At 63.1% G+C, this 13,408-nt stretch carries 13 protein-coding genes; 8 read left to right on the top strand and 5 right to left on the bottom strand.

What is annotated here, in order from left to right; translation table 11 throughout:
• Positions 1-158 precede the first annotated feature (158 nt).
• Positions 159-311: a hypothetical protein gene (locus EF834_RS18255; protein ID WP_164873334.1), complete on the top strand. Its 153-nt coding sequence runs from the start codon at positions 159-161 to the stop codon at positions 309-311.
• A gap of 532 nt (positions 312-843) precedes the next feature.
• On the opposite strand, the gene EF834_RS17330 is transcribed toward EF834_RS18255, so the two are convergent.
• Positions 844-1,185, bottom strand: coding sequence for a hypothetical protein (locus EF834_RS17330; RefSeq protein ID WP_127948467.1), 342 nt, complete (start codon positions 1,183-1,185; stop codon positions 844-846).
• A 546-nt stretch (positions 1,186-1,731) separates the two neighbouring features.
• Between EF834_RS17330 and EF834_RS17335 the strand changes: the two genes are divergently transcribed.
• The 3 genes from EF834_RS17335 to EF834_RS17345 all read left to right on the top strand — a co-directional run bounded on the left by EF834_RS17335 (position 1,732) and on the right by EF834_RS17345 (position 5,317).
• Entirely contained in the window at positions 1,732-4,116 is a 2,385-nt protein-coding gene (locus tag EF834_RS17335) for an arylsulfatase (RefSeq protein WP_127948468.1), read from the top strand.
• Between the two features lie 67 nt (positions 4,117-4,183).
• Positions 4,184-4,846 carry a hypothetical protein gene (locus tag EF834_RS17340; protein ID WP_127948469.1) on the top strand — a complete coding sequence of 221 codons (663 nt, stop codon included), beginning with the start codon at positions 4,184-4,186 and terminating at the stop codon, positions 4,844-4,846.
• A gap of 57 nt (positions 4,847-4,903) precedes the next feature.
• A complete protein-coding gene (locus tag EF834_RS17345) occupies positions 4,904-5,317 on the top strand; it encodes a DUF1622 domain-containing protein (protein ID WP_127948470.1) in 414 nt (137 codons plus the stop codon).
• A 195-nt stretch (positions 5,318-5,512) separates the two neighbouring features.
• Here the strand turns inward: EF834_RS17345 and EF834_RS17350 are convergent, their stop codons facing one another.
• The 4 genes from EF834_RS17350 to EF834_RS17365 form a co-directional block, all read right to left on the bottom strand.
• Entirely contained in the window at positions 5,513-7,027 is a 1,515-nt protein-coding gene (locus tag EF834_RS17350; protein ID WP_127948471.1) for a hypothetical protein, read from the bottom strand.
• A gap of 649 nt (positions 7,028-7,676) precedes the next feature.
• Positions 7,677-8,309 (bottom strand): hypothetical protein, encoded by a 633-nt coding sequence (locus EF834_RS18335; protein ID WP_206615319.1) that lies wholly within the window; start codon positions 8,307-8,309, stop codon positions 7,677-7,679.
• A gap of 293 nt (positions 8,310-8,602) precedes the next feature.
• Positions 8,603-9,790, bottom strand: a complete 1,188-nt coding sequence (locus EF834_RS17360) for a hypothetical protein (RefSeq protein ID WP_408014530.1) — start codon at positions 9,788-9,790, stop codon at positions 8,603-8,605.
• 541 nt (positions 9,791-10,331) lie between these two features.
• On the bottom strand, positions 10,332-10,514 hold the full coding sequence (locus tag EF834_RS17365) for a hypothetical protein (protein WP_127948472.1): 183 nt from the start codon (positions 10,512-10,514) through the stop codon (positions 10,332-10,334).
• Between the two features lie 107 nt (positions 10,515-10,621).
• Here EF834_RS17365 and EF834_RS17370 point away from each other — a divergent pair, with 107 nt between their 5' ends.
• The 4 genes from EF834_RS17370 to hisH all read left to right on the top strand — a co-directional run bounded on the left by EF834_RS17370 (position 10,622) and on the right by hisH (position 13,328).
• A complete protein-coding gene (locus EF834_RS17370; RefSeq protein ID WP_127948473.1) occupies positions 10,622-11,116 on the top strand; it encodes a hypothetical protein in 495 nt (164 codons plus the stop codon).
• Between the two features lie 342 nt (positions 11,117-11,458).
• On the top strand, positions 11,459-11,758 hold the full coding sequence (locus EF834_RS18340; RefSeq protein ID WP_127948474.1) for a hypothetical protein: 300 nt from the start codon (positions 11,459-11,461) through the stop codon (positions 11,756-11,758).
• A gap of 301 nt (positions 11,759-12,059) precedes the next feature.
• Positions 12,060-12,602 (top strand): hypothetical protein, encoded by a 543-nt coding sequence (locus EF834_RS17380; RefSeq protein WP_127948475.1) that lies wholly within the window; start codon positions 12,060-12,062, stop codon positions 12,600-12,602.
• 96 nt (positions 12,603-12,698) lie between these two features.
• Complete coding sequence (gene hisH / locus EF834_RS17385) at positions 12,699-13,328, top strand: imidazole glycerol phosphate synthase subunit HisH (RefSeq protein ID WP_127948476.1); 630 nt, start codon at positions 12,699-12,701, stop codon at positions 13,326-13,328.
• Positions 13,329-13,408 lie beyond the last annotated feature (80 nt).

Consider the following 13,408-nt stretch of genomic DNA (forward strand, 5'->3'; position numbering starts at 1 on the left):
GAATCAGTGAGCAGTCGTATGAGCGGAGCCTGCGGAGTGAATCAGTGAGCAGTCGTATGAGCGGAGCCTGCGGAGTGAATCAGTGAGCAGTCGTATGAGCGGAGCCTGCGGAGTGAATCAGTGAGCAGTCGTATGAGCGGAGCCTGCGGAGTGAATCAGTGAGCACAGTCTTCATTTACGTCCTCTTCCTGGCTGCGGGCTTCGCCATCGGCGGCGCGTACGCGATGTGGAAGGTCAACAAGCTGGCCTCGGGTGTGCTCGTGGCACTTGCGATCCTCGCTGGAGCGTCAGGGGTCCTGCGGCTGATCTGACGCGCGAGCGTCTGCGAGTGTTGCCGCCATGGGGAGATCTCCGACGGCTACGGAAGTGTGGGAAACCCCGAACTATCGGCTACTTCTCACTGTGTTCCCCTCTCGTCTACCGCACAGCCATGACCCGCGGGGTCCACGGGGCCCGGCTGTGCGGAGCCGGGGATGGCTAGCTGGGAGTGACCTTGGTGACGCCGGACAAGGTTCCCAGAATGTAGAAGTCGCCCCCCGGGCGCCAACGACAGTTGCGCGTACCAGTTGTTGAATCGAGCTGTACCGTCGCCGACCTTCGCTGCTCTCTGGACCTCGTGCAGGTCGGATGCGTATAGCGCGGTCAGATACCGAAGACCACCATCTCGAGAGAAGCCGCACCATCTACGTTGTGCGAACCCGCGTATTCGCGTTGACGAAACCGCATCGCCCGCAACAGCTGACTACACACGCGGGAAGCCGAGCTGCATGGCGAACGAACGAACAAGGGCCCGAACATGCTTCTGGCCCTACACCGTGATGGTGCCGGGCCAGGAAAGGGCGGTCAGGAACTGCCGAGGGGAGAGCACAACGCGTGGAGTGACGCGGCCCCCGGCGGCGGAGGATTGTCGTCGGGGCGCTCGGCTTCGAACATGCATGCTTCCACAGAAGCTGTGAGTATGAAGGGGAGTGCCAAGGACAGCCCCACGGAGCCGAAGACCATTTCGACCGAGCTGAGGCCGGTGCCTGCGCCGGTGTCAGCGACCGGTGCTGGCGACGCCATAGCGGACACCGCCTGGACGCTCGGCTCGACCGTCGCGGTGTTCGCCTGGGCGATGCCAGATCCGCCGGCGACGAGTCCGGACGTGACAGCGACGACGGCCATCGCCTTCCGAATGAAACCCATTGTGAGATCCCTCCCTAAAGTGAACCGGACCGAGACCCGGTAGAGCTGCAGTGAATTGGCAACCCTATGGAAGGCTATCGACCCATCGACAGGCGGCGTTAACAAAGGCATTTCGGGCACCCCGCGAGATCCCGAACCAACACAAAACAGCTTGCCCGAATATGCTTCTGGCCCGACACCGTGATGGTGCCGGGCCAGTAAGGGACGCTTAGGAACTGCCGAGGCTGCCGAAGTCGAGGCTGCCCCTGCCGCCATCGTCGGTGCCGCCGTCGTCGGTGCTAGTCGGGATGGTGAAACGAATCGGGTCGGCTGTCTTGGTGTAGCCAGGTTGCGAACCCGTCTCCCAGGACTCGCCGCCGCTCAAACGAAACCGTGCGGTGACAACGCGATACGACAACTTCTTGTCCGTTACACCGCAGCCGTCCGTATCGCCGCAATCAACCTGTGGCTCAACTGAACTGCTGACTATTGAGACACGGCCTGCCAACCATCAAGCGTTTGTGCTTTGGTGGAAGGTGAGGTGGAACCCGTCGGAGGGGCAGGGTTATGTCCATGTCATTCAGAGGTGTCGCCAATCTCGACATTCGTGATTCGATTCCGGACTGGGGGCCGTACGAGCAGCCGAAAGCCGAACCAGGTTCGCCGAACATTCTCTACATCGTGCTCGACGACGTGGGCTTCGGCGCACTCAGTTGCTACGGCGGACCGATCGAGACTCCCAACATCGATCGGATCGCCGCGAACGGACTGCGTTACGGGCAGTGGCACACCACGGCGCTGTGCTCACCGACCCGTGCCTGCCTGCTCACCGGACGGAACCACACCACCAATGGCATGGGGTGTATCAGTGAGGCCTCCACTGGTTTCCCCGGATCGAACGGGCACGTCCCACCCGAGTGTGCCACGCTGGCCGAGATCCTGGTCGATCACGGATACAGCACGGCAATGGTCGGTAAGTGGCATCTGTGTGCACAGGACGAAATGAATCTGGCCTCCAGCAAGCGTAATTGGCCGGTCGGTCGCGGTTTCGAGCGCTTCTACGGTTTCCTCGGTGGGGAGACCAACCAGTGGTATCCCGACCTGGTGCACGACAACCATCCCGTGGAGCAACCCTCTACCCCTGAGGAGGGCTATCACTTCGGCGTCGACATCACCGACAAGGCTCTCGAATACATCGGCGACGTGAAAGCGATTGCCCCGGACCGTCCGGTGTTCCTGTACTACTCCCCGGGATGCGCGCACGCTCCGCACCAGGTGCCCCACGAATGGTCAGACCGGTACCGGGGCAGGTTCGATGAGGGCTATGAGGTGATGCGTGAGCAGATCCTGGCCCGGCAGAAGGAAATGGGCCTTGTCCCCCAGAACACCGAGCTACCCCCGCTCAACCCGATCGGAACATTCGAGACCCGCAGCGGCCCGGACGGCCAGCCGTTCCCGCCCCTGGACTTCACTCGCCCCTGGGACACCCTCTCTGCCGACGAGAAGCGCCTCTTCGCGCGCATGGCCGAGGTGTATGCGGGTTTCCTCTCGCACTGCGACGACCAGATCGGCCGTCTCCTGTCGTATCTCGAAGACATCGAGCAACTCGACAACACCATCATCGTCGTCGTTGCCGACAACGGCGCCAGTGGCGAGGGGGGACCGAACGGTTCGGTCAACGAGAACAAGATGTTCAATGGTGTTCCAGACGACCTGGAGGAAAATCTTTCGCAGTTGGACGAACTGGGCAGTACCACAACGTACAACCACTATGCGAATGGGTGGGCGATGGCCTTTTGCACCCCCTTCAAGTTGTGGAAGCGGTACACATTCAACGGCGGGACTTGTGATCCGTGCGTCATCTCCTGGCCTGCCGGGATAGAGGCCAGGGGCGAGACCCGCGACCAATACCACCACGCCGTAGATCTGGTTCCGACACTTCTCGACTGCCTCGATATCGAACTTCCAGAGACGGTCAAGGGCTACACCCAGCATCCGCTTCAGGGCGTGAGCATGCGCTACAGCTTTGATGCAGCCACCATCCCGACGGCCAAGCACACCCAGTTCTACTCGATGCTCGGCAGTCGGGGTATCTGGCACGATGGCTGGAAGGCCGTCACCACGCACCCCACGCTCAGCGGGTGGAGCCACTTCGCCGACGACGAGTGGGAGCTCTACCACACGGATGTGGACCGCGCCGAATTGCACAACCTCGCCGCCGAGGAACCCGGCAAGCTGGCCGAGCTCGTCGGATTGTGGTTTCACGAGGCCGGCGCCAACCAGGCCTTCCCGCTCGACGACCGCGCACCTGTAGAGATCCTCACCGCCCCCCGCCCCCAGCAGGTGGCCCCGCGGAACCGCTATGTATACCGCCCCGGGGGCGCACCGTTGCCGGAATCTGTAGCGGTCAGCGTTCGCAACCGCTCGTACTCGATCGGTGCGCTCGTCGATGTTCCCGACCGCAGCATGCTCGGTCACCTTCTGGAAGAAGGTCCGTCCGGGGTTCTGTTCGCACAGGGCGGACGATTCGGGGGGCACACGCTCTATGTCAAGGATGGTCGGCTGCACTACGTCTACAACTTCCTGGGCATCGAGCAGCAGACGATCAGCGCGACCGAGGACATGCCGACAGGGGAGAACCTGATACTGGCCGCGTCGTTCGACAAGCAAGGTGAGGATCCACCTGGTACCGCGCGTGGGACTCTGGCCCTCTACTACGGTGACCGCAAGGTCGGCGAGGGCATGATCAGGACCCAGCCCGGCCCGTTCGGTCTCGCCGGTGCGGGACTCACGGTGGGCCGCGGCGGCGCCGATGCCGTTACAGACGACTACTCCGGCGATGCGCCATGGACGTTCACCGGGGGCAAGTTGAAACGAGTGGTGGTCGACGTCAGCGGAGAGCCTTACGTCGACCTCGAACGTGAAGCGGTCGCGATGCTCTCGCGTGAATAGCAGCCCCCGGGGTCGGGGCTCCGCCGTGATTGCCTCGGGCGGACGACGTCAGCGAGGGGAGTGAGTGATGGTCGGTGACGGGGGAGAGAGGCAGTTTCGCCAGCTGACGACCCCTCGGTCTGCAGCGGTCGCGGGCATCCTCTTCGCTCTACTCTTCGCGGCCAGCCTGGTCTTGCTGCGCACAGCTCTCCCTGCAGACCCCTTTGTGGAGCCGACCTGGGTGGGACGCAGCGAGTCGAGAATCGGCGCCGCACTCGTGCTGGCTCCCTTCGCGGGCATAGCGTTCCTGTGGTTCATCGGCGTTGTTCGCGATCGGTTCGGGCAGCTCGAGGACCGATTCTTCTCGACAGTGTTCCTTGGCAGCGGACTGCTGTTCCTGGCATGCGTTTTCGTCTCGATGGCAGTCGCAGGCGGTGTCTTAGCCGTCGGACGGTACTCGAGCATTCCTCAGGACGGCATCGTGCACTTCGGACGTGAGGTGATGCTGCAGATCAACAATGTCTACGCGGTACGCATGGCCGGGGTCTTCATGATCTCGCTGGGAACGATCTGGCTTCGCACAGGTCTGATGCCCCGGTGGCTCGCGGTGACGACGTATGTGCTCGCACTGACGCTGCTGCTGGTCGTGAGTCTCAGTCTGTGGGTCACCCTGGTGTTTCCCGCGTGGGTGTTGATGATCAGCGTCTACATCCTGGTCGTCCGTCGCCAGGAACTGCACCAATCAGGCTGATGATTCGCGGGCGAGGCGATCGGCACCCCAGACTTGTCCCCGACACGGACTCTCATCATGGATACACACAAATTCTTCGAGCTGGCGACACAGTCCTTCGAAGTGCTCGGTGTCCTGGCGATGGTTCTCGGATTCGTGTTCGCGTTCTTCCTGGCTGGACGAGCCTGGAGGCGCACAAGTGATGGTGGTCGGGCATTCAAGACTTTGCGCGAGTCTCTCGGGGGAGCGATTCTGCTCGGTCTGGAACTGCTGGTGGCGGCCGACATCGTCAAGACGGTCACGTCGACCCCATCGCTGACGGATGCGGCTGTGCTGGGCTTGATCGTGCTGATCCGCACGGTGCTGAGCCTGTCGATCCAGATCGAGATCGAGGGCGTTGCACCGTGGAAGAAGGCTCTGGTCACCGGTCCGCAGGTGCTTACTCGCGCGGCCCGCAAACCACTCCCCCCGGAAACGGATTCGGGTCGGTGAGAAGGAGGGCAGGTCGCCTACCGCAAGCTGGGTATGTGGCGGGATCCGGGACAGATCGCCAGGCTGGACAGAGACGCTATTGTAGCTCGCGGTCTGCGGCCGCTGGGCTCTCGGTAGAGTCTCCGCGTCAGTGTCCTTGCGCACGGCCGTGACCCGTGGGGTCCACGGGTCACGGATGTGGGGAGCTGGGAACGGCTACCTGGGAGTGACCTTGGTGACGCCGGTCAGGGTCCCGAGGATGTAGAAGTCGCCCCCGGGTGCCAAGGACAGTTGCGCGTACCAGTTATTGAATCGGGCTGCGCCGTCGCCGACCTTCGCTGACCACTGGACCTCGCGGAGGTCGGATGCGTTCAACGCGGTCAGATACCAGCCGTCGACCCGCTTCTCGTAGGTGATGATGGAGTTGTCGGCCGCGTTGCCCTTCGACACGATCGACGGCACGCTGATCGTGTGGTTGGCCGGCAACACTTCCACGCGTCCGTCGCTCCAGACTTCGATACCGCCGAAGCCCCCGACCGTGGTTTGTGGTCCCAGCGTGGACTGAATGCTGTCGTTGCCCCAGTTGTTCTCGGCGTAGATGCGGACGCTGTCCGGCGTAGAGCCCGGGAGGACGATCTCGGAATTCTCGTTGCTGATGTCGGTGCGGTCGCCGAATGGCGCGGCCTGTGCCAAGACTCGCTCCTCGCCTGGGCGCAGGTTCTTCTCGGCGCGATAGACGACGATGTTGGGCGTGACGGCGTTGTCGAAGATCGTCACGAATTCGCGATCGCCGATCTTGAAGTACGACGGTGAGGTGCCTGAGCCCCAACTGGTCTGGCCGGATTTCTGCCCGGTACCGCGGTCGTAAGGGGCCTTCCAAGCGATCTCCGGGCTGCCGTCTGGCGCCATGTCGAACCGGTACATGAAGTAGTTGGTTTGCTGGAAGGTGGACAGCCCAGCCACGGGGTGCGACTCCGAGATTCTCTCCTGCACTGTCCCACCGTTGAAATCGTTGACGTTCAAGGACTTGATGCAGTCTGTCGCACAGGGCTCGGGTGCCACCGTGCCCACCGAGCCCTCCGAGGTGGTGAACCAGATGTGACCCTCGTCGTTGGGGACCAGCGCGTAGAAGTTCTCGCCGGCGAGCGGTCCACCGCTGCCGGTCACATTGATATCGCGTGCCATGACGTAACGGTCGACGCTACTGACAGGCGACGGCTGACGCTCCCACGCGACGATGTGTCCATTGGGCATGCCCATGACGACGCGATAGTCGTTGTCCTGATAGAAGTATCCGATCCCACCGAACTCCGTCAATGCGGCCGTCAGATCCGTGAACTCCACCGCGAAGCTCTTGTAGGCGAGCAGGTTCCCGTTCATGTCGATCGTGATGATGCTGCGGACGAACTCGTTCGTCAGCGGGTTCGGGTAGCCACCGCAAACGGTCTGGAGATTCCCGTTGCGGTCATATGTGTGGGCGGGGCACTCACCTGTATTGACCGTGATCTGTTGCCCGGTATCGGGATCCTGGAACGTGTAGTCCGAGAAGATCTGGACGTCGACGTTCGGTGACCCAGCGGGACCGGGCATGCTGTACGAGTCGGTGAACGCGGCATCGTTGTGAATGTTGTTCCACGGGTTGGGAGACATCCACGGGTTCTGTGAGACCCAAACGGGTGCGGCGCTACTGGGGGACCATCCGAGTACGACGATGGCGATCAGGGAAAGCACCGTCAATGTTCTCCATCGACCCAGAGCGGGAGATCTTCGACGTTCCGTGGTATTCGACGCTGCGTTGGTGTTCTGCATCGGGAACCCCCAGTTCCGAACGAGCTTCGAGGTGGATCGACGTTGCACCCCGGCTTCGATTCGCAGTCAGTTGCCATTGTCGCACCGTCGCCTCGAGCGTCGAGGCGTTCTCCGCACCAGACTTCCTACGGGCAGGTGATTCGAGCAAGAATGTCCGGTGCCTGTTCGCGTCGGCTTTGCCGCCATTCACCCGAGGCGCCCGACAAATCCCCGTAAACTGCTGGCGGCCAACAGTTCTACAACCATCCGGAATAGCCAGCTCACCCAATTCCGCACCAAGTAGGCCACCGAGTCGAGAGTGCTCGTATACCGCCGCTTGAAGGTTCGACCGAATCGTGCAGACACGCAAACATCTATGTCACCGACGCGACCTACGGGATCTTGCCGTGGTGGACGCAGTCAGGCGATGAAACCTTCGGACTGTTCGACGGGCAGGGCGCGCGATGGCGACGGCAGTGGCGCTCGACCTGCCCGACTGCCGAACTCTCAGCTGAACCCTCGTAGCTGCAGGTCCAGCGACTGAGCGTCGCGATCCCGAGGCGCTAGCCCCCTGACCGCATGGGCTCCTCTATCAGTCCGAGGACTCGCTCGTTTCGGGCTCCGGTTCGGGCTCCGGTTCGGGTTCGGGCTCCGGGTCCGGTTCGGGCTCCGGGTCCGGTTCGGGTTCGGGTTCGGGCTCCGGGTCCGGTTCGGGTTCGGGCTCCGGGTCCGGTTCGGGTTCGGGCTCGGGTTCGGGCTCGGGTTCGGGCTCGGGTTCGGGCTCCGGTTCGGGTTCGGGGAGCGGCTCGGGGTCCGGTTCGAGTTCCGGTGAGGGCGGGTTCACTGGCGCGGGCGCCGGTGCGGGCGCGGGTGCGGGTGCACGCACTGGTGCACGCACTGGTGCGGGCGCGGGTTCTGGTGCCGGTGCGGCGCCGTCCTCCTCTGTGTCCTCGAAGTCGGCGAACGTCGTTGTGGTGGGCGCTGGCGGCTCCGAAACTTCGGCGGCGTCCGGCGTATCGGATGAGGTCGGCGCAGGCGCAAGAAGGCCGCCCATGAGCATGAGTCCGAACGCGCCGGCAGTAACCACTCCAGCAGGCTTGCGACCGGGGATCGGGGCCCAGGCCCAATCCAGGCTGCCTCGAACCAGTGCGATCACACCGATGACGAATGCGACAACACCGACGATGAATGCGATCAAACCAACGAGGCTGAATAGCGTCGACAAGCGAGTTCCTCCGGACATACGGGGAGAGCGGGCAAGTGTTCACGGTATTCAACCATGTGGTCGTACTGACTAGTACGTTAAGGTTGAAGGAATCGGTAGCGCACGGAATCGTTCGATACTCCGAATATGCGAAGTGGTTGTTGAACAGGATCGCCGGATGCTCAGACGAAGTGGGTGGGTACGACCGTTGCCTCGCAGTAGGACGGTGCCGAGGGGACGATGCGCACCTTCCTGGGAAGGAAGGTGCGCATCAGATCCCGGACGGTTGACTGCCCTCGAAGCCTATGAAGGGTCTATTGGAAGCACCCCGCGTAGCCCTCGTTGTCGAACGTCTCGGCCGAACAGTACGTAACCACTGGGTAGTACTCGCCCATAGTCGCGGCGGGATCTGCACCATCGGCCTGCGCGGCCTGGATCGACATCGGGTAGAAGGTGTCCGTCGGCAGCATGTTCCGCCAGATCAGCACCTTTCGCTCAACATCTGTCGAGCCCCATGGCAGCACAGTGACCGACGAATCGGCATTCGACGGGACGTCTTCCGGTGCGGCGACGACGTAGGTGTACCAGCCTTCGGCGTCGAGTGCGGTCTCGAAGTCTCCGGCGCAGGCGACCACCGGGAAGGGAAGAACGAGGTCGTTCTGACACATGGACCAGTACCTGAGCTGCTGGTCGGGATCGAGCGGGGATTCGCCCGCGCTGGTGTTCGGGAACGTAGGTGCCTTCCCGCGGATTACGGCAATGCGCCCGGGCTCGTAGGTCAGTTGCGCGCTGATGTACTTGTTGTCGCCGTTCGGGAAGAGGCCCGCGGTTCTCTGGGGGTTCGTGAAGGTTGCCTCGGGTGCGTCACCAAGCAAGGAGTCCAATAGCGACGGTCGTCCCTCCGGTCGCAGACCGGTCATAAGACCGGATCCCCCGGAAGCCTGATACCCGAACGGCTCGGAGCACGGCTGTATGGGCACTTCGTTTCCCCTGATGTTGTAGCGCACCTCCGGAAGTGGGACGCCGCCACTCTGAGACGCCGCGTCGTCCGGCACATACACGCGATAGATGAGGAATCCGACCGGACCACCGCCGGGCCGGAGCGCCTGGATCTCATTGCGGGCGTGGTCAGCCGGCCCCGACACCAGCGTCGCGGTCCACTGGCGCTCGTCGGGGGAGAGGTTCTCTGCCGGCGAATCGGAGAAGGGATTGCTACTCCCAGCGTCAGGGGAAATCAGCGCATCGCGGAGAGTGTCGATCGTGTCGAGCCCGGTGCCATACGTATTGAGCGAAAAGTAGCGCGCCGCAGGGTAGTTGCCGGATAGCTCGATCGAGGTCTCGGGACCGAGCGCGTAGGGAAGCACCCAGTAGGTTGCGTTCGTGTCGGGGAAAGCGATGTTCCCGACCTCACCGTCGGACATGAACCGCCAGGCACACATACCGCGGTCGGATGTGTCCACGGCCTCCGATGACTGCGCGAGAGCCGATGGGGCGACAAGCATGGCGGACACTGACGCGGCCGCCGCCGCACAAGCTAAGAGGCTGCGCCTGATTGATCCAGAAGGTTTCCGCACTGGTACTCCGATCCTGTTCTTGTACTCGACCGCGGTGGTTCCGTGGAGTTGATCTGAACCGCCCCTGTATGTCAAGAGACTGTCTCGAACGGCAGCTCAACGGGTCGCCGGGATGTGTCGCGACCGAAGTAAGCGTCCTCGAGTTCGACGCTGAACCACTCGGGGCTTCCGCCCTTCAGCGATGGGGGTTGCCCCACCCTTGTCGCCGTTCACCATCGCCGCCCACGTGGTGTGGGGTGTCCGGGAGTCGGTCTCGGTTGCAGCGGCGCAGGTTGCATCGTAGGTGGGTGGCTCGAGCGCCCGGTGTTCGAGCCTCCCTTGGAGACGGGGGTGACGTGGTCGGCGCTGGCGCTCATCGGGTCCGGGTAGGACAGGTCGGGGTCGATCCATTGACCGCATAGGGCGCGCACTCCCGAGGTGCGCAGGATCCGCTCGCGGTGGCGGCGGTATGTGAGATGTCCGGTGCGACTCATCGCTTCAGCCGCGCCCACCCGCGCGGCTTTGGTTCTTCATCCGGGTCGTCGTCGGCGATGTGGAGGTGGATGTGGATGTCGCCGCTCGGCTCACCGTCGGGCCCGTTGCCGAGGATGGGGTTGCCGATGCGGATCAGGACGTGACCGGTGATGTCTGTGATCGCCTTCACAGGATCCATGCCGCCTACTTGGTGTAGCTTGCTTCACGCCCGGGGGGGATTGCTCGCGTTCTCTCGAGATGCCACCGGTGCACCACCAGATACGGAGAACGAGGGAAGAGAATTCCTTGATCAAGTCAGTACGTGCCGTTGCCACCGCAGCCCTGGCCGCCCCGCTCCTGGCCGCCGTGTTCGCCGCGCCAGCCAACGCCGCACCCGGGGAAGTCAACCTCTCTGCTGAGGTCCAGGGCAACGACGTTTGGGTCACCATCAGCAACGACAACCAGTTGCCGGTCCTCTGCAATTGGGAGGTAACGAACGGCGATCCTGAGGCCTTCTTCGCCCCGATCCTCCTGCGGCTGGTCGAACCGGGCGGTGAGGATCGCGTCGGGCTGACCTTGGAGGATGGCAACTATCACGTCACCTGGAACTGCACCAACCTCTTCGAGGAATGGGGGACGACGGTCGAGAACGGGCCCGCAACAGCCGCCCCATTCCCGTTCACCATCCCGGCTAGTACCGACGACGGCAACGACGACAGCGCCGACACCGGCAGCCTCGGCAGCCTGGGCAGTGCCTCTGGAAGCCTGGGCAGCACGTCCGGCAGCTTCGGCAGTTCCTAACCGCCCCTTCGTGGCCCGGCACCATCACCGTGTCGGGCCAGAAGTCTGTTCGGGCGCGCTGTTCGTTCGCTCGTGTTGGTTTGGGTCCGCCTCACGGCATACTCGCAGGCCAATTGGTTGTGTTGCCATGGAAACCAAGCGTCGCGCACCGCGTTCGGTGTGAGGAGGTAGCCGCCTGGGGTCTGCGCGGCTATCAGTACCTCCCTACCTGATTGGACGGGGTGCCCGAAATGACTTTGTTATCGCCGCCTGTCGATTGGCCGATAGCCTTCCATAGGGTTGCCAATTCACCCCAGCCCTAACGGGTCTCAGCCCGGTCGACTTCAGGGAGGGATTCTCACAATGGGTTTCATTCGGAAGGCGATGGTCGTCGTCGCTGTCACGTCAGGACTCGTCGCTGGCGGATCTGGCATCGCCCAGGCCAACACCAGAGCAGTCGACCCCAGCCTCCCGGCGTGGTCGACGGGCTCCTGGATACCGGCAGGATCGCTCATCGACATCATCACAGACCCCGACGCAGGCCCGCTCGAATATGCCGCATTCTCCGTAGTGTTCCCCTTCGCGTTCACAGCTCATATGGTGGTCTGCTTGAGCGTCCCTAACGAGAACCTTTCTGTGCGGGGGGTGTTGGGGTGCGACTAGCTAGTTCCTTCCGGTCCGGAAGCTGCAGACTGGCAGTTCCTAACCGGCCCTTCCTGGCCCGGCACAATCACGGTGTCGGGCCAGAAGCATGTTCGGCCTACTCGACCGTGGCCAGGTAGACTTCATCGATCGTCTTCCGTGGCTAACGGTATTCGGTGGCTCATATTCTGCGGCCGTTGGGTTTTCAGTACTGGTGGCGGGAACACGTCTCGTGTCGGTCTCGTTCAGTCGAACCCAGTTCAGCAGCGTCTACGTGTTAGTGTCCTTGCGCTCTGCAACTAATCAGATGAATGAGGGGGACATGAATACACGCACCACCATTCGCCGCGGGCTCTCGACGGTGGCCCTTGCCAGTACGGCAGCCCTTGCAATCCCAGGCACAGCATTCGCTGTCGAGGCACCAAACGTCACCGTCGCAACCGGGATCAACACTGCGACATTCACCATCACGGCCCCGGAATCGGCGTTGGCGGGCTGCCTTGGCCCGTGGATCCACACTGAGGCAGACGCGATAGCGATACTGAACAGTCCCACGCTCGATGTCGCGAACAATCCTCTGAACTGGTTGGTAGGGAATCCGGTGTCGCCGATCACCCCTAACGGCGACCGCAACTCTGATGGGTCTCTGAACTACGTATACCCCGAACCCGGTCAGACGGAAGTCGCCAAGATTCCCTACATCGCTGACGGAGAATACGTCGCCGGCTCTCTTTGCATGGGGTGGGACGGTGCGGCCACCTGGGCCCTGACACAGACACCGTTCACCATCGGTAGCCCGGACTCGAGCCCTGGACCCGGCGGATCTGCAACCGGCAGCCTCGGATCGCTGTCGTTCGGGTCGTAAGGCATTCGATCTCTTGATCTAGTCGTGCCGAAAGAACGGAAGATGGCCGCCCGGCCGCCGGTCGGGGCACTGGGTCCGGGTGGATAGAGTGCTCCCATGAGTTCCGTCGCCCTCCTCGACTATGGATCCGGGAATCTCCACTCGGCCGAGCGTGCCCTCGCCCGTGTCGGGGCGGATGTCACCGTCACCTCCGATCCCCGGATTGCGCTCGCGGCCGACGGCCTCGTGGTTCCCGGAGTCGGCGCCTTCGCGGCCTGCATGGAGGGGCTGCTCGAGGTCAAGGGTGATCGGATCATCGGTCAGCGGCTGGCCGGTGGGCGCCCTGTTCTGGGTATCTGTGTCGGCATGCAGATTCTGTTCGAGCGTGGCGTCGAGTTCGGCGTCGAGGCTGAGGGCTGCGGCGAGTGGCCCGGCACCGTCGAACGACTCGAGGCCGACGTTCTGCCCCACATGGGATGGAACACCGTCCAAGCTCCCGACGACAGCGTCCTGTTCGCCGGCATGGACGCCGACACGCGCTTCTACTTCGTGCACTCGTACGCGGCGCGCACATGGGAGTTGCCGCCGTCCGATCACATCGCTCCTCCCAAACTGACGTGGGCCGAGCACGGCGACCCGTTCCTGGCCGCCGTCGAGAACGGGCCCTTGTCGGCGACCCAGTTCCATCCGGAGAAGTCCGGTGATGCCGGCGCGCATCTACTGGAGAACTGGGTCCGCAGTCTGTGACTAGGTGACCGGCGTCTCCAAGACCCGGCGGCCGCGACCCGGCACCTGGCCAGCGGCAGTGACCCGCTAGGATCGGCGCA

It is taken from the genome of Rhodococcus spongiicola (genome assembly GCF_004011835.1).
Lineage (GTDB): Bacteria > Actinomycetota > Actinomycetes > Mycobacteriales > Mycobacteriaceae > Prescottella > Prescottella spongiicola.